The sequence below is a fragment of the Halomonas sp. 3A7M genome (genome assembly GCF_014897875.1).
Taxonomy (GTDB): Bacteria; Pseudomonadota; Gammaproteobacteria; order Pseudomonadales; family Halomonadaceae; genus Vreelandella.
In genome coordinates, this window is record NZ_JABUZD010000164.1 from 44,749 (window position 1) to 66,693 (window position 21,945).

General features: G+C 54.7%; 20 protein-coding genes. 13 read left to right on the forward strand and 7 right to left on the reverse strand.

Annotated elements, in window-relative coordinates; all coding sequences use genetic code 11:
• The first annotated feature begins 19 nt into the window (after nucleotides 1-19).
• The 3 genes from INT19_RS15425 (at nucleotide 20) to INT19_RS15435 (ending at nucleotide 2,350) form a co-directional block, all read left to right on the forward strand.
• Nucleotides 20-706: an SDR family oxidoreductase gene (locus INT19_RS15425; protein WP_125746083.1), complete on the forward strand. Its 687-nt coding sequence runs from the start codon at nucleotides 20-22 to the stop codon at nucleotides 704-706.
• A gap of 133 nt (nucleotides 707-839) precedes the next feature.
• Entirely contained in the window at nucleotides 840-1,832 is a 993-nt protein-coding gene (locus INT19_RS15430; protein WP_193061414.1) for an LLM class flavin-dependent oxidoreductase, read from the forward strand.
• Nucleotides 1,833-1,855: 23 nt separating this feature from the next.
• Nucleotides 1,856-2,350, forward strand: coding sequence for a GNAT family N-acetyltransferase (locus INT19_RS15435; RefSeq protein WP_193061415.1), 495 nt, complete (start codon nucleotides 1,856-1,858; stop codon nucleotides 2,348-2,350).
• Between the two features lie 58 nt (nucleotides 2,351-2,408).
• Here the strand turns inward: INT19_RS15435 and INT19_RS15440 are convergent, their stop codons facing one another.
• Both INT19_RS15440 and INT19_RS15445 read right to left on the reverse strand, forming a co-directional pair.
• Nucleotides 2,409-2,957, reverse strand: a complete 549-nt coding sequence (locus tag INT19_RS15440; protein ID WP_193061416.1) for a DUF1415 domain-containing protein — start codon at nucleotides 2,955-2,957, stop codon at nucleotides 2,409-2,411.
• 97 nt (nucleotides 2,958-3,054) lie between these two features.
• Nucleotides 3,055-3,723, reverse strand: coding sequence for a GntR family transcriptional regulator (locus INT19_RS15445; protein ID WP_125746075.1), 669 nt, complete (start codon nucleotides 3,721-3,723; stop codon nucleotides 3,055-3,057).
• 187 nt (nucleotides 3,724-3,910) lie between these two features.
• On the opposite strand from INT19_RS15445, the gene INT19_RS15450 reads away from it, so the two are divergent.
• The 5 genes from INT19_RS15450 to INT19_RS15470 all read left to right on the forward strand — a co-directional run bounded on the left by INT19_RS15450 (nucleotide 3,911) and on the right by INT19_RS15470 (nucleotide 9,197).
• A complete protein-coding gene (locus INT19_RS15450) occupies nucleotides 3,911-4,468 on the forward strand; it encodes a chromate transporter (RefSeq protein WP_146942799.1) in 558 nt (185 codons plus the stop codon).
• Nucleotides 4,465-4,995 (forward strand): chromate transporter, encoded by a 531-nt coding sequence (locus INT19_RS15455; RefSeq protein ID WP_193061417.1) that lies wholly within the window; start codon nucleotides 4,465-4,467, stop codon nucleotides 4,993-4,995. Before INT19_RS15450 ends, INT19_RS15455 begins: the two co-directional genes overlap by 4 nt.
• A 20-nt stretch (nucleotides 4,996-5,015) precedes the next feature.
• Nucleotides 5,016-6,623 carry a gamma-glutamyltransferase family protein gene (locus tag INT19_RS15460; RefSeq protein WP_193061418.1) on the forward strand — a complete coding sequence of 536 codons (1,608 nt, stop codon included), beginning with the start codon at nucleotides 5,016-5,018 and terminating at the stop codon, nucleotides 6,621-6,623.
• 172 nt (nucleotides 6,624-6,795) lie between these two features.
• On the forward strand, nucleotides 6,796-8,646 hold the full coding sequence (locus tag INT19_RS15465) for an ABC transporter ATP-binding protein (RefSeq protein WP_193061419.1): 1,851 nt from the start codon (nucleotides 6,796-6,798) through the stop codon (nucleotides 8,644-8,646).
• A gap of 302 nt (nucleotides 8,647-8,948) precedes the next feature.
• Nucleotides 8,949-9,197, forward strand: a complete 249-nt coding sequence (locus INT19_RS15470) for a hypothetical protein (protein ID WP_193061420.1) — start codon at nucleotides 8,949-8,951, stop codon at nucleotides 9,195-9,197.
• A 160-nt stretch (nucleotides 9,198-9,357) separates the two neighbouring features.
• On the opposite strand, the gene arfA is transcribed toward INT19_RS15470, so the two are convergent.
• The 4 genes from arfA to INT19_RS15495 all read right to left on the reverse strand — a co-directional run bounded on the left by arfA (nucleotide 9,358) and on the right by INT19_RS15495 (nucleotide 13,683).
• A complete protein-coding gene (gene arfA, locus INT19_RS15475) occupies nucleotides 9,358-9,507 on the reverse strand; it encodes an alternative ribosome rescue factor ArfA (protein WP_193061421.1) in 150 nt (49 codons plus the stop codon).
• A 198-nt stretch (nucleotides 9,508-9,705) separates the two neighbouring features.
• Nucleotides 9,706-10,593 carry a uroporphyrinogen-III C-methyltransferase gene (cobA, locus tag INT19_RS15480; RefSeq protein WP_193061422.1) on the reverse strand — a complete coding sequence of 296 codons (888 nt, stop codon included), beginning with the start codon at nucleotides 10,591-10,593 and terminating at the stop codon, nucleotides 9,706-9,708.
• A complete protein-coding gene (locus tag INT19_RS19545; RefSeq protein ID WP_226916776.1) occupies nucleotides 10,581-10,970 on the reverse strand; it encodes a hypothetical protein in 390 nt (129 codons plus the stop codon). Before INT19_RS19545 ends, cobA begins: the two co-directional genes overlap by 13 nt.
• Nucleotides 10,930-13,683, reverse strand: coding sequence for a nitrate reductase (locus INT19_RS15495; RefSeq protein WP_193061423.1), 2,754 nt, complete (start codon nucleotides 13,681-13,683; stop codon nucleotides 10,930-10,932). Before INT19_RS15495 ends, INT19_RS19545 begins: the two co-directional genes overlap by 41 nt.
• A gap of 764 nt (nucleotides 13,684-14,447) precedes the next feature.
• Here INT19_RS15495 and INT19_RS15500 point away from each other — a divergent pair.
• Genes INT19_RS15500 through nirD form a run of 3 tightly spaced genes read left to right on the forward strand, consistent with a single transcriptional unit; the run spans nucleotide 14,448 to nucleotide 18,707 of the window.
• Nucleotides 14,448-15,755 carry an NAD(P)/FAD-dependent oxidoreductase gene (locus INT19_RS15500; RefSeq protein WP_193061424.1) on the forward strand — a complete coding sequence of 436 codons (1,308 nt, stop codon included), beginning with the start codon at nucleotides 14,448-14,450 and terminating at the stop codon, nucleotides 15,753-15,755.
• Nucleotides 15,755-18,277 carry a nitrite reductase large subunit NirB gene (gene nirB, locus INT19_RS15505; protein ID WP_193061425.1) on the forward strand — a complete coding sequence of 841 codons (2,523 nt, stop codon included), beginning with the start codon at nucleotides 15,755-15,757 and terminating at the stop codon, nucleotides 18,275-18,277. The genes INT19_RS15500 and nirB overlap by 1 nt, the downstream gene beginning before the upstream one ends.
• Nucleotides 18,278-18,317: 40 nt before the next feature.
• Complete coding sequence (gene nirD, locus INT19_RS15510) at nucleotides 18,318-18,707, forward strand: nitrite reductase small subunit NirD (protein WP_193061426.1); 390 nt, start codon at nucleotides 18,318-18,320, stop codon at nucleotides 18,705-18,707.
• Between the two features lie 23 nt (nucleotides 18,708-18,730).
• On the opposite strand, the gene INT19_RS15515 is transcribed toward nirD, so the two are convergent.
• The gene (locus tag INT19_RS15515) at nucleotides 18,731-19,618 is read right to left on the reverse strand and encodes a MurR/RpiR family transcriptional regulator (RefSeq protein ID WP_193061427.1); all 888 of its coding nucleotides are present in this window, start codon (nucleotides 19,616-19,618) and stop codon (nucleotides 18,731-18,733) included.
• Between the two features lie 188 nt (nucleotides 19,619-19,806).
• Between INT19_RS15515 and INT19_RS15520 the strand changes: the two genes are divergently transcribed.
• Nucleotides 19,807-21,132, forward strand: a complete 1,326-nt coding sequence (locus tag INT19_RS15520) for an aspartate aminotransferase family protein (protein ID WP_193061428.1) — start codon at nucleotides 19,807-19,809, stop codon at nucleotides 21,130-21,132.
• A 32-nt stretch (nucleotides 21,133-21,164) separates the two neighbouring features.
• Nucleotides 21,165-21,719: a carboxymuconolactone decarboxylase family protein gene (locus tag INT19_RS15525; protein ID WP_193061429.1), complete on the forward strand. Its 555-nt coding sequence runs from the start codon at nucleotides 21,165-21,167 to the stop codon at nucleotides 21,717-21,719.
• The last annotated feature ends 226 nt before the right edge of the window (nucleotides 21,720-21,945 follow it).

The window sequence follows — 21,945 nt, forward strand, 5'->3', positions numbered from 1 at the left end:
TGAGCTAGGAGCACACGCTATGCAGCACCGTGTCCTAATGATCACTGGCGCCTCAAGTGGAATTGGTGCCGCCACCGCGCGAGCAGCCTCACGTGAAGGTTATAAACTGATACTTGCCGCCCGCTCTACCGAAAAACTCACTGCACTGGCCCAGGAGCTTGGCCCAGAAAACGTGCTGGCGTGTGCGCTGGATGTCACCGACATGGCGCAACAGCAAGCAATGGTCGATCAAGCGATTGAAACATTTGGGCGCATCGATGCAGTCTTTGCCAACGCGGGGCGCGGTGGTTCTCCCGGCGGTTTTAGCGGTGCAGATCACAACGCTTGGCGTGAGATGATCCTGACCAATATTTACGGTGTAGGGCTAACGCTTCAGGCATGCCTTCCCGCGCTAAAGCGAAGCAAAGGACATGTACTATTAACCGGCTCAGCTGCTGGACGAACGACGATTCCAGGCTCGATGTACAGCGCCACAAAATGGGCAGTGACCGGTATAGGTTATAACTTGCGTGAAGAGCTACGCGGAACGGGCATGCGCGTCACCTTGATTGAACCGGGCATGGTGGATACACCTTTCTTTGATAAGTCACCAGAGCATGCGCTTGAAGATCGCGATATTGCCAACGCCGTGATTTATGCACTTTCTCAACCACCACACGTCGATGTGAACGAGATTTTAATTCGGCCAACGCCACCCACTGATTAAGCGACGCTACGAACGGGCAATAATGGCACCTTGCATTTCTTCTTACCTGCCCACATAACACTGGAATACCTAGCGTGCTAATAAATCACGCCGTAAATTTAGCCGCCCATACGCTTTTTAATGCAGGTGCCCCATGAGCCAACTCGCTAATACCGCCCTTTCCGTGCTCGACTTAGCACCGATTCGTCAAGGTGGTAGCGCTGAAGAAACATTTCGCAACAGCGTGTCCCTAGCGCAACGGACAGAACAGCTCGGCTATACGCGTTACTGGCTGGCTGAACACCACAACATTGCCGGCATCGCTAGCGCAGCAACGGCCGTATTAATTGGTCATGTTGCTGGGCAAACCTCCACGATACGCGTGGGCAGCGGCGGCATTATGCTACCTAACCATCCGCCCTTGGTGATTGCCGAGCAGTTCGGCACCTTAGAAACACTTTACCCAGGCCGGATTGATCTAGGACTGGGCCGTGCGCCCGGCTCAGATGGCGCCACCATGCAGGCGATGCGCCGCAATGCACAGGCGGGCGTCGATGACTTTCCGCAGCTGCTAAATGAGCTGCAAAGCTACTTAACGGATGCAGACCCTCAGCAGCGTGTGAAAGCCGTCCCTGGACAAGGCACCCACGTACCTATCTGGCTACTCGGTTCTAGTGGCTATAGTGCGCAACTAGCCGCAAAACTCGGGCTCCCCTTTGCGTTTGCGGCCCAGTTTGCGCCGGGATACTTATTCGAAGCGTTGCGGCTTTATCGTGATAACTTCCGGCCGTCGGAGCACTTAGATAAACCCCATGCCATGGTAGGGTTACCCGTTATCGCTGCTGAAAATGATACCATGGCGCATTACTTAGCAACGACCTCCCAGCAGAAATTTCTTAGCCTTATTCGAGGTAAGCCGACCCAGTCGCTGCCCCCGGTTGAGCAGATGGACTGGTCGCCGATGGAGCGCTCCCAAGTAAGCCAGTTCCTAGGTGCCGCCATCATTGGCGGGCCCGATACGGTCAAAGCTGAGCTAGAGGCCTTTCAAGCGCGTACTGGCGCTGACGAGTTAATGATCAATAGCGACTTTTATGATCACGCCGACCGCTTGCGTAGCTATGAAATCGTGGCTGACGTCGCTCGATAACTTATTAATGAAACGCCAAAACTATGACCACACTTAGCTTTACACCTATGACGCAAGAGGACTTCACGGTCTTCTGGCCTACTTTTCAGTCCATCGTTAGTGCTCAAGAAACGTACGCTATAGATCCTGACATTACCTTTGCAGCAGCTTATAGATTGTGGTGCCAGCAGCCCAAAGCGTCATTTGCGGTAAAAGATACTCAAGGCGAGTTACTGGGTTCTTACTATCTAAAAGCCAACGCTGCAGGCCCTGGCCAACACATTTGCAACTGCGGCTATATGGTAACGCCTGCTGCTAGGGGGAAAGGTGTCGCCCGCCAGGTGTGCGAACACTCGCAGCAGGTAGCACGTCAACATGGCTTTGAAGCGATGCAATTTAATGCCGTGGTGGCCACAAACCAAGTGGCCGTCGCCCTGTGGCAACGGCTAGGGTTCACAATTGTCGGCACGATTCCTAACGCCTATCGGCACGCATCCCAGGGGTTAGTCGATAGCTACGTGATGTATAAAGCGCTGTAGTGACCACTTGATAACCAGGCACGCTTTATTGGTAGGACATCATAGAGAGATCACCGGGTTATTTAAGGCAGCGCTGCAGAAGCTCTTCAGCGGCGGCGCTGCCTAACTCGGTTAAGTGAGCAATATTGCGTTCTGGGATTTGTTCCGTATCACCGTAAAAAGTAATCGCTTTTTCGACGCTGGCCTCGCGCAATAGATGAACCATCGCGTAGGGCGAGCGGTTAGTGTAATTCGCTGCGTCTTCAGGCTCAGCATCGGCAAAACAGTAATCAGGATGGAAGGTTGCTAGCTGATAGACACCTTCATATCCCAGGTCGACCAGCAAGCTTTCGGCAAGCTCGACATAATCCAGATAGTGATCGAAGCTTTTAAACAGCGTAGGAAATACCAGCAGTGTGGTTTCCGTTTCCGGATGCTCGTTCAGCCACTCTACTTCGGCTATTAGTTCTTCCAATGCCACGTCGACTTTTTTCGAGCGTACCACCTCGACCCGAACGCTACCGCCATCAAGCTCGCGCTTAGCAAACGGGCATATATTGTGCGCCACAATAAAGCTGCGTACCCACGCTAACGTTTGCTCTGCTATCTGATTATCCGCCTCTTGCATCACGCCTACTACCTTACATTAGAGTGGCTGTTACCACGGTTAGAACCTGCTCGTGTACCGGTAAGAAAGAGTGTACCTGCAAGAACCAGTAAATGCTTCAGACGTGTTCCTGAAACCGTGCCAACGCCACTTCATAAGACTTATGAATATGATCATCCATTAGAGCCCGAGCCGCTTTTCCATCTCTGTTTAACGCCAGCTCCACCAATTGATGGTGTTGTTCGTCCAACTCTTGTCGAATAGAGGGCATTTTGGGCCCCAAGCGGCGATAGCGATCAAACTGGTCGTGCAGCTGCTCTATAAATCGCAGTAACCACACCGACCCACAAGGCGCCACCAGAGTGCGATGGAACTGAGTATGTAAACGCTCCCACTCCTCCCCTTTATCGAGTGATACATCCGCACGTTTTAAGCGATGAGCCGCCGCCAAAAGATCGGCTTCCCAGACCGCATCGCCGTGGGCAATGGCACGCTCAAACGCCATGCCTTCTAGTTCAGTGCGCAAGCGTGCAATATCATCCAGCTCTTCCCTCGACAGCTTCGGAACCCTGAAGCCACGTTGGTTTTCTTGGATTAATAAACCGTACGCCGCCAGTTTATTTAATGCTTCACGCAGCGGGCTTAGCCCTACCTGGTAGTGCTCTTTCAGCGCATTAATGGCTAATTTTTCTCCCGCCGCAAAGCGGCCACCGACTAAATCTCTGCGCAACGCATCGTAAATAGGGCTGGAGGCTGTATCAGCAGCAGGAGGGATGTGCTTGTTCATTCCGTGATCCTTTTGCGCATCTTCGCGAACGCGTCTGTTAACGGAGATTCTAGGGCTAGGTGTTGACGTCTCACAATAGCCTAGCCTATATTCTATTTTATTCATAAAAATCGATTTTCAACAAAATAAACGATTAAGAGGCGGAATGGATGCTTTTAACTGAGATGCTGCTAATGGCACAGCGCATATGAAACAGTCGGCACTCTTTTGGGCTTTCTTGCGTGTTGGCCTCCTCGGCTTCGGCGGGGGGCCGGCCATGATACCGCTAGTACGTGCTGAAGTTGTGACCCGGCACAAGTGGCTAACCGATGAGGAGTTTGCCGACGTACTTGCCATTGGCAACACGCTGCCCGGCCCTATCGCGACTAAGATGCCTGGCTATATCGGCTACCGGGTTGGCGGCATCAGCGGCTGTATTGCGGCGGTTATTGCCGTGATTGTGCCTATGATTGTGGCAATGATTGTCATGCTCGGTATTTTTAGTCGCTATCGCGACGTTGCCTGGATACGCGGCATGGGGCAGGCAGTCATCCCTGTCGTTATGATCATGATGGGGCAATTAACCTGGGATTTTTTCGACAAATCTCAAGCAGCTCTTGGCTGGCTTGCAAGCGCACTAATGGCAGTTATTGCAGGTGGATTAATTTATTGGCTGGGTGTGCATCCTGGCTGGGTCATTGGTGCCATCCTATTAACAGCCTTACTGCGTCCAACGGCTAAAAAACGCGTCGAGGGCTCAGCATGATTTATTGGGAGCTTTTCTTAGCGTTTTTTATTCCTAACATTATTGGCTATGGCGGTGGCCCCGCGATTATTCCTCTTGTTGAAGCCGAGGTGGTTGGCCGTTATGGCTGGATGACCTCTCAGGAGTTCGCCGAAACACTCGCCTTGGGCAACGCCCTCCCCAGCCCTATTGCAACTAAAATGGCGGGCTATATTGGCTATGACATCGCAGGCGTTGGCGGCGCATTTGTAGCTGTTTCCGCGACGGTTATTCCCTCTTTACTGTTGATGCTAGGAGCACTGGGGCTACTTTACCGTCACCGTGACTCTCCCCGTGTCAAGCGTATGAGCCAGTGGGTACGCCCAGTCATCGCCATCATGATGGCGTGGTTAACCTTGGGCTTTCTACTCGAAAGCCTTAACACCAGCGGGGCTATCCATACGCTGATTATCGGCATAGCGGCTGCTATCGCCTTGTTACGCTTCAACATGCATCCCGCCTTTGTGGTTATGGGTGCTTTAGCTTATGGCGCTCTTTTTATTAGCTAACAAAAAATGCGAGGACTGGCATGCACACTGATCCACACTATTACCCTTCCGCTTCACGTCGCATGGTTACCTTTGGCAAACGCGGGATGGTTGCGACATCTCAATCGCTTGCGGCACAGATAGGTGTTGATATTTTACGCAAAGGCGGCAATGCCATTGATGCTGCCATTGCGACAGCCGCTACGTTAACCGTTGTTGAGCCTACCTCGAACGGTATCGGTAGCGATGCCTTTGCTCTGGTATGGGTAAAAGGTGAGCTACATGGCCTCAATGCTAGCGGCCCTGCTCCTAAGAGTATTTCATGTGATGCCGTTAAGGCCTTGGGCCATGAGGAAATGCCTGCCCATGGATTAGTCCCGGTCACCGTGCCGGGTGCGCCTGGCGCTTGGGCTGCGCTTTCAGAGCGTTTTGGTAAACTGCCGTTTGAGCAGTTGTTAGCACCAGCAATAGAATTAGCCGAAGAAGGTTTTGCTATATCTCCAGTAGCGAGTCAGCTATGGGAACGCGCCGTAAAGCGCTATGGTCAATACCAAGCAGCAGAGTTTACCCCCTGGTTTACGCACTTTACGTCCAACGGGCACGCCCCCAAAGCGGGTGATGTTTGGCGCTCTCCAGATATGGCAAAAACGCTGCGTGAAATTGCCAACAGCCATGCAGATGCGTTTTATCAAGGAAGCCTAGCAGATGCGATGGATGCCTTTTCACGTCAGCATGGCGGCTTCTTACGCAAAGAAGATTTACAAGCATTCAAGCCGGAGTGGGTCAAACCCATCAGTGTCCGGTATCGGGGCCATGATATTTGGGAAATCCCCCCCAACGGCAGCGGGTTAATTGTGCTCCAAGCGCTGGGGATACTTGAGTCACTAGATGACCAATCGAAAGATCCGGTGGAAACCCTTCACCGCCGTATCGAAGCAACAAAACTGGGTTACGTAGATGGCTTACGCTACATTACTGAACGCTGTGCAATGCAACCCAGCGTTGAGCAAATGCTATCGAGCGAGTACCTCTCGCAACGCGCAGGCCTTATTGGCCAAGACGCCATTAACCCGGCCCATGGCAATCCGCTAAAGGGCGGCACCGTCTACCTAGCAACAGCGGATGATGACGGTAATATGGTGTCATTCATTCAAAGCAATTTTGAAGGTTTTGGTTCTGGAATGGTCGTGCCTGGCACCGGTATCAGCCTGCAAAACCGTGGTTGGTCATTCTCCCTTGATCCACAACATCCCAACGCGTTAGCCCCCGGCAAACGCACTTACCACACTATCATCCCCGGCTTTATTACCAAAGATAACCAAGCTGTTGGGCCCTTTGGCGTGATGGGTGGCTACATGCAGCCTCAAGGTCATGTGCAGGTAGTAACAGCGATGCTAGAGGATCACTTAAACCCACAGGCAGCACTGGATATGCCGCGCTGGAAGTGGACCAACGGCAAAACAATTGAGGTCGAAGCCGATTTCCCCAACCACTTAGCACTTGCCCTAGCCCGCCGCGGGCATCACATCGTTAAAGTCGCCGACTCGATTACTTTTGGCCGGGGTCAAATCATTCTACGCGACTCTGACAGCGGTGTGCTCCAAGGCGGTACCGAGCCGCGCACCGATGGCGCGGTACTGCCTCTTTAAATTTTCGTTCACCCAACGTTCACCACGACCTTTCAATATCCACCTTGCAAGACTGCCCAATCTCCACCTACTGCTGTGCAGTTTACGCACTGCACAGCAGTGGGCTGGCTATCAACGCCAAAGCGTCGCATCATGGCACTCTTTTTCTTGCTAGGTACTTGCCTGTCTCACTATGCCACCATTACCGTCCGATACTGCCTCTACTTCACCGCTGAGCGGTTTCTTTAGTGTGTTCCGCTATAGTCGGCGAGCGCTTGCACTCGTGTGGGAAACCTCACGCTGGATGATGCTGGGCTTAGCGCTATGTACCTTAGTGGCAGGGGTTCTACCTGCCGTGGCCGCTTGGGTCGGCCAACTGATTGTAGATGGCGTCGTGGCGGCGATGGAAAGCTACCAGGCGGCGAGTTCGCCCAACCTCTGGGAAACACTAACGCCTGTATTAGGCTTAGTCGCCTTGGAAGGGCTGATTATTGCGTTTATTGCCCTGGCACAACGTGGCCTTTCGGCCCAGCAATCGCTACTGCGTGCGCTGCTGGGCCAGAAAGTTAATGTGATGATTCTAGAGAAAGCGGGCACGCTGTCACTCAGCCAGTTTGAAGATTCAGAATTGTACGACCAGCTCACTCGGGCACGGAGGGAAGCGTCTACGCGCCCGCTCGCGCTGGTGAATAAAACCTTTGGGTTGCTACAAAATGCTATTTCACTAGCTAGTTTTGGGTTTCTACTGGTGCAGTTCTCCCCCTGGGCGTTACTCATCTTGGTGGTGGGAGCATTGCCCGTGTTTCTCTCAGAAGCGAAGTTTTCCGGCGATGCCTTTCGGCTATTTCGCTGGCGCTCACCGCAAACCCGTATGCAGATCTATTTAGAAACGGTTCTTGCTCGGGAAGACAGTATCAAAGAGGTAAAGCTCTTTGGCTTAGAAGGTCTGTTTCTCCAGCGTTACCGGGATATCTTTACCAAACTATTTGCCGAAGATCGCCGCCTAACGTTACGTCGTGAAGGCTGGGGATTTATCCTTGGCCTGTTAGGCACGCTGACATTTTACGCTGCCTACGCCTGGGTAGTGATTGAAACTGTCGCGGGAGCACTTACCCTTGGCCAAATGACCATGTATTTGATGGTATTTAAACAAGGCCAAAGCGCCCTTTCGGCAAGTTTGACTGCTATTAGCGGTATGTACGAAGACAACCTCTATCTTTCCAATCTTTACGAATACCTCGAGCAACCCACCGAAGGTGAAGAAGGCCACCTCACCAAAGGTGTAACGCCAGGTGATGGGTTACGCTTCGAACATGTCAGCTTTGCCTACCCCGGTGGCAGCGACGTACTGCACAATATTTCGCTACATTTAGCGCCGGGCAAAAGTATTGCATTAGTCGGGGAAAACGGCTCGGGCAAAACCACGCTGATTAAGCTATTAACGCGGCTCTACCACCCGACCAAAGGGCGAATTTTGCTGGACGGTAGTGACCTAAAGCACTGGGATACCCAGGCATTACGGACGCGGGTTGGAGTTATTTTCCAGGATTTTGTGCGTTACCAACTCTCTGTTGGCGAAAACCTTGGAGTTGGCGACACCCAAGTCTTTGATGACCAACAACGCTGGCAGCAAGCCGCTCACGATGGCATGGCGGATAGCTTTATCGACCGCATGCCACATGGCTACCAAACTCAGCTAGGACGTTGGTTTAAAAATGGCCAGGAACTCTCGGGTGGTCAGTGGCAGAAAGTAGCGCTTTCACGCGCTTATATGCGTCACAATGCCGATATTTTAGTATTGGATGAGCCTACCGCAGCGATGGATGCCGCAGCGGAAGCCGAAGTATTCGCCCGCTTTCGCGAGCATAGCCACGATAAAATGACGATCTTAATTTCCCACCGTTTTTCGACAGTGCGCAGCGCAGACCAGATCATTGTGATTGACCAAGGGAGTATTACTGAACGCGGCACCCATGAAGAACTGCTTACTTATAATGGTCGGTATGCAAAACTGTTTCGGCTTCAAGCCAAGGGTTATCGTTAACTGAACAGTTGACGCTCCTATAAGCATCGGTTAAAAGATAAAGACTGCTTTTAAAAAGTAGCTTTATTTTTATTAACGAGACTTTCTCAGAGACCTTCTCATGCGCTGGCAAATCCCCGCGACTCGAATGAATAAGCTGCACCGAGTTATTAATAATTCGGTATCGGCTTATTGTTGTCGCGCGCCAGAAATGTAGTGAGAAAATTGGCCGCGGCAGATGTCGCGGCCATGTGTTTTATCGTTACCTTTGATACTCCCTGATCGCGATGTTGCCCGGCCTCCTAACCCAGGAGACCGCCCCCATGGCAGTAGCAACAATTACCCGCAAACTACTCAACGCTGTTAAGCACTATCGTACCCAGCGGCGTCTTTACGAAGACCCACGTCTCCACAACTCGCACCTGTTAAAAGATATTGGCTTACGTTGGGAGCAGGGCCAACTGGTATCTATTCACGGTGTAGAGGAACCAAGTCAGCGCAACCAACGCCACCAGGCCGAAACCCGCGATGCCTATGAAACGTGTCCACGCTGCGGGAGCAGCCTGACATAGCCAACGCCCCGGTCACAGGAAGTGGCCGGGGCGTTTTAATGCGCGCCCATCAAATCCCATTAAAAAAGCCGACCCAATAGGTCGGCGAAGCTGATGAGAGTTGCTCGGTAAACAGGCCGAGCAATAAGATGCCTGGGGAAGGCATCGCCAAAACGCCTGCTCAAGCGGCTTGGCGATACCCTCGCCCGTCACCCTTACTTTTACGGGAGTAACTACCCTTACCTTTTTTCGGTGTTTGCTGCTGCATTTTGAACATAGGCGTTCGCAGCTGCGCTTTCAATGCGTTATCGCGTATCTTGCCTTTTTTCACGGTGTACACCTCAGTCTTTGAAAAAACAGTATTTGAAAAACAGTTTTAAAAATAGCCTTTATAAAATAGACATTAACAAATGCGCCTCGGGCGGCGCAGTAGTTTACCTAGTCCCACTGTGGCCGCCGTCCTATTGGTTCCTGCCGCTTGTATGACCCAGTGAGATCGGCCAAGTTCCCAAGATGCTTACGCCGACGCTTAATCACTATGGGTGGTTAACGTGCTCGCGGCAGGACTTTCCGCCACCATGCTCACCACGCTGCCCACCATAATCAGGCACGGTGAGGGTAACGGTTGAGCAGCGAGTCGCGCGGGCATGTCCGCCAACGTGCCCACTAAGGATTGCTGTTCAGGCTGGCTAGCGTTTGCTACCAACATAATGGGCCACGTATCGGGCAGGCCCGCTTGGCGAAGGCCGTGGCAGATAGCATCTACTTTGGAAAGCCCCATATAGAACACTAGGGTTTCATCCTGACGGGCAAGGGTTGCCCAGTCCGGCGTACCGCCTTCCCGGCACAGTTGCGCCGTAATAAAGCGCAACTGCTGGGCATGGCCACGATCTGTTAGTGGGATCCCCATCCCCGCAGCGGCCGCCGAGGCAGCGGTAATACCTGGCACTATTTCAGCAGATATTGAGGCATTCGCTAGCGCCCCCAGTTCTTCGCCCATACGCCCAAATACGCCTGGGTCGCCACCTTTCAAACGTACAACCGACTTACCCGCCTGAGCAAGCGAGACGATCAATGCACCTATCTCATCCTGAGGCACGCTGTGATGCCCGCTTGCTTTCCCCACGTAATAGCGTTCAGTACCTGGCGGTATCAGCCCCAGCACATCATCGCCCACTAAACGGTCATAGACCACCGCATCAGCCTGCATTAACAGTCGCGCCGCTTTCAGAGTGAGCAGCTCCATATCGCCGCTTCCTGCACCGACTAAATACACCGTTCCAGAACGGCACTCACCGCTTAGAGGGAGGCGTAAGCGCTCGGCTGACTCGCGACCAAAGGGCGCTAATACCCGCTGACTGAGGCGCATAAAGGCCTCAAGCCATTTCTGGGTCAGTTGTTTGCTTAGCGCACGCATGTGGACGCTCCTCTCAGTGATGAGTAATGATTCACGCTCAGTAGAGGCTGTCTAGCGCGATTGAGTATCCCAGGGCTTGGCGAGCGAAGCTCAAAGACAAACGCCGAAAGCGCCAGATAACGGTAGTGAGAGTTAGGATGCAGAACCTTGTTGGGCACTTCATCCACCCAAGCGGGTAACTGACGATTTTCGCTTAGCGCCGATTGGTAAGCAAGCCTATGTTGCGCCGCCCAAGTAACCTGCCCGGCGCGGCACTCCCCACACAATGGCAAACGTCTGTCCGCAGCCTGCTGAACCCACGGCGTTAGCACGCGGTGTGACAACCGTATCACGGCGTTAAACCACTTCAGTAGCAAGGGGTTGCTTAGTGCGGGCATTGGGCCGCTCCTCTTCAATCAGTGATTTCAATTCGGGAATACAGCTACCGCACTGGGTGCCGCAGGCAAGCCTAGCGCCCAACGCTTCTACGCTGATGTCGCCCTCACGGATGGCATGGACGATGGTGGTTTGGCCTACTTGATGGCAGCTGCAGACCACCGGGCCGGTATCCGTGGCGCCGTCGTCGCAGCCAGCTAATAGGCGGCGGCGGTGGGTATCGGTCAGTGCCGCTTCGTTAAAGCGCGCTTCCAGCCACGCTAACCCTGGCAACTCGTTGGGCGGGCCGACCATCAGCCACCAGCGCAACTGACCGTTTTCCACGCAGGCGGCGCGCAGTCGCCCGTTAGTGGGGTCTTGGCTGACGACCGATACATCGCCGGGCAGCCACGTTTTCAACAGCGCCAACCAGTCACTAACCGACTGCGTATTGGCAAGCTGCCAGCGCTGGCAGCCGCGCATGGGAATACGTGTCCAGTAGGCACTGGTGCACCAAGGTGTTGACTGCGCTGCCCCTTCGGCAACCAATAGGGTGGCCTGCCAATCAGTAGCAAGCGGCGCCAGCGCTACGGCGCCGTGTTTCGATTCCGGCTGCCCAGAGAGCGGATCGGTAATGCTGTCAATCAGCACGCTGCTTCTGGCCTGCTGGGTAAAGCAGTCAGTCCAATGGATGGGTACGAAGACCTCACCGCGGCGCTGGGCATTGGAGACCCGCACCCGAGCACGAAATTCACCTTTCGCGGCGGTTAACACCGCCAGCCCTTGATCCATAACACCGGCGGTGCGGGCATCCTCTGGATGCACATCCATAAAGGGTTCAGCACGGTGATTCATTAACCGAGGTGAGCGTGCAGTGCGGGTCATGGTGTGCCACTGATCACGAATCCGGCCGGTGTTCAGACGCAGCGGATAAGCGGCACTCAGCGCCTGTTCAGGCCCTTGGGGATGAATCGCCAGCAACTTGGCGCGACCATTGGCGGTGGCAAATTCGCCATCCTCAAACAGCCGAGCAGTGCCATGGGGTGCGGCTTTTGTGACCGGCCATTGAATGGGTGCTAAGGCGTCGTAACCCTCCCGGCCCAGCCCTATTAAGCCTGAGATATCAAACAACCGCTGCGGGCTATCAGGCACCGAACCGTTTTCAAACCCTGAGAGGCGAGCGTGCTCGTCGAAAATCTCCCAAGGGTGCGCATAGCTAAACGCCTCGGCAAACCCCAACCGTTTCGCCACCTCACACATTATCCACCAGTCGTGGCGGGCTTCACCTGGGGGCGGCAGCATGCCCCGCTGGCGAGAAATGCGCCGCTCGGAGTTAGTCACGGTGCCATCTTTTTCCGACCACCCCGAGGCAGGCAGCACAATGTCGGCATAAGGCAGCAGGTCGGTATGGGCAGCGCACTCGGAAACAATCACCAGTGGGCACTTTTCCAACGCAGCGCGCACCCGCGCAGCATCGGGCAGGCTGATAGCAGGATTGGTGGCCATCACCCACAGCACTTTTATCTCGCCACGCTCAATAGCCTCAAATAGTTCTACTGCTTTATAGCCGGGCCCTTGCGGCAGGATCGGCGTCAAGCTATCGGTAGTCCAGAAGCGGCTGACCAGATCGAGGGCGCCTGGAGTGTGGTAATCCATATGCGCGGCTAGCTGGTTGGCCAACCCACCTACTTCGCGCCCTCCCATGGCATTGGGCTGGCCGGTAATCGAGAATGGCCCTGCCCCCGGCAAGCCAATTTTGCCACCCGCTAGATGACAGTTAATAATCGCGTTGCACTTATCGGTGCCGCTTGAAGACTGGTTGACGCCCTGGGAGTAAAGCGTGACCACATGCAGCTGGCTGGCAAACCAGTAATAGAAGGTTTCCAGGCGCTCGGGGTCGACATCACAGGCCGCCGCTACCTCCGCCACCGAGCCCGCGGTTTGCTGGGCCGCCGCCAGGGCATCGTCAAACCCTTCGGTGTGGCGCTCAAGATAGAGGGTATCGAGCTTGCGACGCTGCGCCATCCACGCCAGCAGGCCGTTAAACAGATAAGCATCGCTGCCTGGCTTAATCCCCAGGTAGAGATCGGCGATTTCACAGCTATCGGTGACGCGTGGGTCGATCACCACCAAACGCATCAGCGGATTGCGCTCTTTAGCAACCTTAATCCGCTGATAGAGCACCGGATGATTCCAAGCCAAGTTGGACCCCACCAGCACGATCAGCTCCGCCTCTTCCAAATCTTCATAGTTACACGGCACCGCATCCGCGCCGAAGGCGCGCTTGTAACCCACCACCGCTGAGGCCATGCACAACCGCGAGTTAGTATCTAAATGAGGCGTGCCCAAAAAGCCTTTAAACAGTTTATTGGCAACATAGTAATCCTCAGTTAACAACTGACCAGAAAGATACGCTGCCACGCTGTGGTGGCCATACTCGGCCCGCAGAATGTTTAAGCGTTCCGCAGTGGTGCTTAGGGCGGTGTCCCAGGAGACCTCAACCCCATCGACGCGAGGGTGCGTCAACCGCCCCTGCTGTCCCAAGGTTTCATGTAGCGCAGAACCTTTGACGCACAAACGCCCGTAGTTAGCCGGGTGCCCGCGGTCGCCCTCGACAGCGCTCAGCGTGCCCGCTTCAACGGTTGCCGTCACGCCACAGCCAACGCCGCAGTAGGGACATGTGGTTTTGGCTTGCTGCGTCGTTGTGGACTGCTGCCCTGCTTTTGCCCCTCGCATAACACCTCCTCGGGTCGAGCCTGAACGCCGTATATACGTATATAAATGCCGAGCATAAAAAAACGCCCAGTCCCGTTCTCTAATGCGCTTTATAAACACATTGAGAGAAGAGGGCTGGACGTCGTTGCCACAGCGCACCTTCAGCGGTGCAAACTAGCTTTTACCACTACAGACTTCTACATCTGCCAAATTTCTAACAGCGACACATTTTCTAACGGCTCGTTATTTTTCTAACAGCTTTGGAATTGTTCTCTGCCATCGCCTAGCAATGAGTGCTTATTGCTTGTTAACTTACTTATTGCCTTGGAAATTGCAAAAGCCGAGCCGGAAACTGAAAAAATTAAACTTAATCATTTAAAAACAAAAACTTAAAAAATAAAAAACCATCACACAACGTTCTTTTTTATACTCTGCACGCGCTAAACGGTGTGTGAGAGTGCACGCCATCTCCCTTTTCGCACCATCACCGTGCAGTCTATTCGAAGAGTCGTGTCACCGACCTTCCATAAACCACATCTAAATAGCTGAAGTTATTTAAAAATAATATTCCATATGGCCAGTTGGCTAGCTCCTTGCTTCAGACAGCGTAAGGTTTTTAATCAGCTGACAGCCAATGGCGGTTGTCGCGCGTTTTTTTAAACAACGCAATCGGGCAACGACGCCCCTGTTACGCACGCTTTTGCAATGCTTTGCAAAGAGGTGCACGACAGGGGCGTTTTTTTGTTTGGTGCTCAAGCAGCCGCAAAGACACAGAGGAGCCGCCCATGGAAACTACTTCCCGGTGCTCACCCAACGACCATCTGGTGATCATTGGCAATGGCATGGCAAGCCATCGTCTCATCGAGGCGTTGGTAAAACAGCCCACACGCCCACAGCGAATCACGGTGATTGGTGCAGAACCAACCCCTGCTTACAACCGTATTCTGCTTTCGCCACTGCTGGCCGGTGAAATGCAGCAGGATGCACTTACCCTGCGCGATGCCCAGTGGTACGCAGAACAGGTCGTCACGCTGATACTGGGTGAAAAGGTCGTGACGCTTGATCGCGCAAGCCAAACGTTGGCCACCGATAGCGGCCGATCGCTTGATTACGATCATTTGGTCATCGCCACCGGCTCGCGCCCAGCGCTGCCCGATGTTCCCGGTATTGAGCTTGACGGCGTACACGGCTTTCGTGACTTGCAAGATGCTGATGCACTTAGCGACATCGCTCAACAGGGCGGTGATGCAGTGGTGATTGGCGGCGGCCTGCTGGGCCTTGAAGCGGCTGAGGGGTTACGTAAACGCGGCAGCGACATCAACGTAAGTGTGCTCCAGCGCAGCGAGCGGCTGATGAACCGCCAACTGGATGCTACCGCTGCTCACTTACTTAAAGACACCCTCACTCAGCGCGGTTTACGGATCATCACTGGCGCGCAGTTAGCGCGGCTAGAGAGCGACGCCCAGGGCCGAGTCGCCAAGGTGCATCTTGCCGATGGCCGCCAGTTGAACGCCTCCAGCGTGATCATTGCCGCGGGTATTACGGCCAATGCGGAACTTGGCCGCCAGGCAGGTCTGTGCACGGATCGAGCTATCGTGGTGGACGAATGGCTCACCACCAGCGACCCGGCGATCTCAGCGCTGGGCGAGTGCTGCCAGTTCGATGGCACCACCTACGGTTTAGTGGAGCCGATCTGGCGACAGGTAGAGGTGCTCGCCGCGACGCTGTGCGGCACGCATTCCCAAGGCTACACAGATGCCCCCAGCGCCACCAAACTCAAAGTCAGCGGTGTGGCGCTCTACGCCTTTGGGCCCACCGAGGCCAGCGCCGAGCATGAAGTACTGAATTACCACGACCTTGAGCGCGGCGACTACCGCCGCCTGCTGCTGCGCAACGGCCAGATTGAAGGCGCGGTGCTTTACGGCGACACCAGCCAAGGCCCCTGGTACTTCGAGCAGGCGCTCACGGGTACCGATCTCAACGCTTACCGCCAAGCCTTGTTGTTTGGTGCCGCTGATGTCGATGTGCTCCAGGCGGGCATGGCTGACCAGCAGAACGCCCCTTCCCATCTACCGACCTCAGAGGTGGCATAATGTCTACCCAAAAACTGGCAACTCCCGAACAGCTTATTATTATTGGTAACGGCATGGTCGGCCATCATCTGGTCGAGCAGCTCGTCGATAATGCTGCCCTTGAGCGCTATCAGGTCACCGTGTTTGGCGAAGAGCGCCATCGCGCTTATGACCGTGTACATCTCTCCGAATACTTCAGCGGCCGCGATGCCGATTCGCTCGCGCTTTGCGAAGCGGATTACTACGCCACCAGTGGTGTGGAACTGCGCACTGGCGAGGCTGTGATTGAGATCGATCGCAACTCACAAGAGGTGGTCACCGAACAAGGTCGTTACCCTTACGACCGCCTGGTGCTGGCTACCGGCTCGTTCCCCTTTGTGCCACCGATTCCCGGTAACGACCGCGATGGCTGCTTGGTGTACCGCACTCTAGACGATTTGGACGCCATCCAGGCGGCCGCCGAAAATGCTACCACCGGCGTGGTCGTGGGCGGCGGCCTGCTAGGTCTCGAAGCGGCTAACGCCCTGCGCGGTTTGAACCTGGATACGGCCGTTGTAGAGTTCGCTGCACGCCTGATGCCGATGCAGGTAGATAACGAAGGTGGTGAGCTGCTGCGCGAAAAAATTGAAGCCCTGGGCGTACAGGTGCTCACCGAGCGTGCCACCCAGCGTATTGAAGATGGCAAGGCGAGCCGCCATCGCATGGTTTTCCAAGACGACAAGGTACTGGAAACCGACCTGATTGTGTTCTCGGCAGGTATTCGCCCCCGCGACCAGTTGGCCAGGGATTGCGGGCTGGAGATTGGTGAGCGCGGCGGCGTGGTAGTGGATAACCAGTGCCTCACCAGCGACCCGGCCATTCTGGCGATTGGTGAAGTGGCGCTATGGAACCAGAGTATTTTCGGCCTGGTCGCCCCCGGCTATCAAATGGCCAAAGCAGCGTTTTCGACGCTGACCGGTGGCGATACCCAGTTTGGCGGTGCGGATATGAGCACCAAGCTCAAGCTGCTGGGCGTGGATGTGGGCTCGATTGGTGACGCCCATGGCAATCAAAACCCCAGCGCACGCATGTTCCGCTACCTAGACCCGATCAAACAGGAGTACCGCAAACTGGTGGTCTCCAGCGACGGTAAAAAGCTGCTCGGCGCCATGCTGGTGGGCAATAACAGCGTTTACGACACGCTGTTGCAGTACTACGCCAACGGCATTGAGTTGCCCGACGAGCCCGCCTCATTGATTCTGCCGCAAAGCAGCGGCGCCGCGCCAACTCTCGGCCCCGGCGCACTGCCGGAAACCGCCTCCATTTGCTCTTGTCACAACGTCACCAAGGGCGATATTTGCGCCACTATTGATGCGGGCGCGGTGGATCTAAGCGGCGTCAAAACGGCCACCAAAGCCAGCACCGGCTGCGGCGGCTGCACCGCGCTGCTCAAAAGCGTGGTCGATCATGAGCTAGAAGCCCGCGGCGTAGAGGTTGATAAATCGATTTGCGAGCACTTCGCCCATACCCGCCAGGAGCTTTACGATATTGTGCGCGTAGAAGGCATCAAAACCTTCAGCGAATTGATCGAAAAACACGGCAATCAAGACACCCACTGCCTGGGCTGCGACATCTGCAAGCCCGCGGTGGCGTCTATTCTGGCCTCCTGCTTCAATGAGCCGATCACCGACGCGGCGCATATTCCTCTGCAGGATACCAACGACACCTTTATGGCCAACATGCAGAAAAACGGCACCTACTCGGTGGTGCCGCGTGTGGCCGGTGGTGAGATCACCCCAGACAAACTCATCGTGCTAGGCGAAGTGGCCAAAAAATACAGCCTCTACTCCAAGGTCACCGGTGGTCAGCGTATCGACTTGTTCGGCGCCCGCCTGGAAGACCTGCCGGATATCTGGGGAGAGCTGATTGCTGCAGGTTTCGAGACCGGCCACGCCTACGGTAAATCGCTGCGCACGGTTAAATCCTGCGTCGGCAGCACTTGGTGCCGCTACGGCGTGCAGGACAGCGTCGGTATGGCGATCTGGCTAGAGAACCGCTACAAGGGCCTACGCTCACCGCACAAGATCAAGTTTGGCGTTTCCGGCTGCACCCGCGAGTGCGCCGAAGCCCAGAGCAAAGACATCGGCATTATTGCCACCGAAAACGGCTGGAACCTCTACGTGTGCGGTAACGGTGGCATGCGCCCCCGCCACGCTGAACTATTTGCTACCGACCTGAATGACGAGCAGCTCTACCGCACCATCGACCGCTTCTTGATGTTCTACGTGCGTACCGCCGACCGCCTGCAGCGCACCTCGGTGTGGCGCGAAAACCTCGATGGCGGCCTGGAGTACCTCAAAGAGGTGATTCTGGAAGATAGCCTAGGCATCAACGACGAGCTGGAGCGCCAGATGCAAAGCGTGGTGGATACCTACCAGTGCGAATGGGCCGACGCGATCAGCGACCCAGAGAAGCTCAAGCGCTTCCGCAGCTTCGTCAACGACGACCGCCCGGATCCGTCGATCATTATGACCTCCGAGCGCGGCCAGCTACGTCCCGCTTAAACACTAATGCCCCAACCAGACAACGCCAACGAGGTAACTGATGACCGCGACCGCACTCAAACACACCGTAAGCACCGACACCTGGCAGCCGCTCTGCACTAAAGCTGACTTAGTAGAATTTTCCGGCGTCGCTGCTTGGTTGAACACGTCAGAAGGCCCTGCCCAAGTGGCCATTTTCTACTTACCGAGGCAGCGCTCCCAAGGACAGGAGAAAGAACTCTACGCCCTCGACCATTTTGACCCGTTTTCTAACGCTAACGTCATTGCCCGCGGCATTATCGGTGATGTTAAAGGCAATCCAGTGGTTGCCTCGCCACTCTATAAGCAGCATTTTCGCCTTGAAGATGGCCAATGCTTAGAAGATGAGAACATCAAGCTGCGTACCTGGAAAGTCGCATTTAGGGGCGAGGAGGTATGGGTGGAGGGGTAACTGACAGCTGCTTTACGATGACGTTACTCCCGGCGAGGAATAGCACTCGCGTAGGTATTCAAGCTCAAAAAATGTTCATCTGCCCGCTGCAGCGCATCGAGTGTCTGTGATCGATCATCTTCTGCCAATAAGGTGCACAGTACTTCTGAGATGGCTAAGGCGGGCGTTAACGTATGGAAAAAGCTGTCGCTTTCCGTGGGGCAAAAAATCGTCTGCTCTGACAGCCCGACCAGTGGCGATACTTCACTATCGGTGATCGACAGAATCGTCAGCCCCTTGTCTTTTGCCAACTGCGTCAGTTCCAGTGTCGCTACTGCGTAAGGTTTGACGGAGACAACCAGCAAGGCCTCTTCGGGCGTGGCGCGAATTAGTGAATCGCCGCCGGTTCCTGCCGGTCCATCCAGGTGAACCGAGCGATCCCCCAACAGTGACATAACGTAATGGAAATGCCACGCCACGGAGTGGCATGAACGCAACCCTAGTACATACACTTTTCTAGCTGATTTCAGCGTATTAGCGATGGCTTCCAACCGTTGCAGTGAGTCAGGCTCACAGAGCTGAGAAATCTGAGCACTCAGCCCATGCAGCATATGCGCGGCGATATTGTCGTTGGCCGAGGCTCTAGCCCCCTCGTTTCGCTGGCGAGCCTTGGCGGCAAAACCATCGTTCCCCCGCCGCAGCGCTGCCACATAGTGCTCGCGAATATCATCGTATCCTTGCTTGCCCAGAAACTTTGCAAGCCGCGTCATGGTGGCAGGCTGCACCGCCGCATGGCGCGCCAACTCGCGCATAGAAACCAGTGCCACCTCATCAGGGTGTTCCAGCACGTAGCGAGCCGCCTGCTGGAGCTGCGGCGACATGGCATCGTACTGGGCGATAATCTGCTCCCTTAAAGGGTCGCGCTGCGGCATGTGTGTTGCCTCTTATACGGCTTGTTAAAACAGCCGCCGATTTAAACGTTACTGTTGTCAAAAAACAATGATCTATATATTTCACTAAAAACAAAAATGATTCAATTGTTGCAGCAATAGACCAAACTGTGCCAATCTTCTCCTTATGGCGTCCCCACATCGCTAAGTGACCCTAAGGAACCGTTTCCATGACTCGTATTCTTCATCGCAGTATCGGCCCAACACTCCCCCATGCCGCGTCGGCTCAAGGCGTCTACATTACAGACACCACTGGGCGCCGATACCTAGATGCCTCAGGAGGCGCTGCGGTCACCAGCGTTGGTCACGCCCATCCGGAAGTGTTGGCTGCGATGCGCGCTCAAATTGATAACCTCTGCTACGCACACACCTCCTTTTTCACCACCGACGCTGCCGAAGCGCTTGCTGAAAAACTCGTTAACTTGGCACCTGAAGGATTGAATTACGTCTATCTCGTGTCAGGCGGGTCAGAGGCCGTTGAAGCGGCTCTGAAGATGGCACGGCAGTACTTCGTAGAAATTGGCGCCCCCCAGCGTAGACATATCATTGCCAGACGTCAGAGTTACCACGGCAACACGATTGGTGCGTTGGCAACCGGTGGCAATGCGATGCGGCGTAAGCAGTTTCAGCCCATCCTGCCAGAAACTCATCATGTCTCCCCCTGCTACGCCTATCGCGAAAAAGACGCCGAGGAATCACCAGAGGCTTACGCTATTCGGCTTGCCGACGAGCTCGAGGCAAAGATTCTCGAACTCGGCCCTGAAGAAGTCATGGCGTTCGTTGCCGAGCCCGTTGTAGGCGCCACCCTTGGTGCCGTCGCCTCTGTCGCGGATTACTTTAAACGTGTGCGTGCGATTTGCGACAAATACGGCGTGCTATTGATACTCGACGAAGTGATGTGCGGTATGGGTCGCACCGGTACTGTCTTCGCCTGCGAGCAAGACGACGTCATACCGGATATCGTCACAATAGCCAAAGGCTTGGGCGGGGGTTATCAGCCGATCGGTGCAGTGATGCTGTCCGACAAAATTTACGACAGCTTTGCCAACGGCTCTGGCCTGTTCCAGCACGGGCATACTTACATCGGTCACCCTGTTGCTGCGGCCACCGCTAACAAAGTGGTTGAAATCATTGCACGCCCTGAGACACTCGCCAATGTAAACGCCATGGGCGCGAGATTACACAGCGGCTTGGAAGCGATTCTTGGTGCATCACCGCATGTTGGCGACATTCGAGGAAGAGGCTTGTTTCGCGGTATCGAACTGGTGGCGGACCGGGGCACTAAAACGCCTTTCGATCCGAGCCGAAAAATTCACGCCAAGATTAAGCGACACGCCATGGCACGAGGGCTGATCAGCTATCCGATGGGCGGCACCATTGATGGCATTCACGGCGACCATATTTTGCTGGCACCGCCCTATATTATTGAAGCCGATGAAGTCGACCTAATCATTGAGCGTATTGCCGACGCCATCAACGCCGCCATCGCCGAGTGATGGCACGTCCCCTATCTGAATGGAGCTCACCGATGACGCTATCTCCCTGCCCGCCTATTGCTGATGCCGACTGGCCAAACGAAGTCGCTGAATTACGCGAAGACTTCGCCGGCGCGCTTAATGTCTATCGCACCATGGCCCACCACCCGGCCTTGCTTAACGCCTGGGCACCTTTGCGTCAGCATGTTGTGAAGGAAAATGCCTTAGGGCCAGAATTAACCGAGGTGGTGATTCTACGCGCGGGCCTGCGCATGGGGTCACGTTACGAGTGGGCTCATCACGTTAGCCGGGCACTCGCTCTAGGATTCTCCACTGCACGAATCGACGCCATTAGAACTCGCCCTGAAGGCGTTGATGGCCTTATCGTCAACGCTGTGGATGCGTTATTTGACCAGAAGATGCTGTCCCCCGAGCAAGAAGCAGAACTCGCAGAGGCTATCGGACGCAAGGCCGTTATCGACCTAATTGCGATGGTGGGGTTTTATTCGGTATTGGGCTATCTGCTCAAGACTTACGACACACCGGTCGACGACAACATTCAACAAGAAGCGCAAAAAATGCCAGCGCTGTTTTCATTAACGTCTTAGGCATGCCAGTCCCTGGCGCAGGCTTCAAGCTATCCCAGGGCAGACCATTAAGTACTTATGCATACATTTGCGAGTATTCAGGCCTCATTAAATCAGTGGCCGCCCATGATCAGTGCCCGCTTAATTTTATTCAGGCACTCGAGGCTCATCATCTAATGTAGGAGGCCGCATTTAACGAGCAATGGCGGCGTAGCCGCCCTTGCTATAACCAGGTAAATCAGTTGAA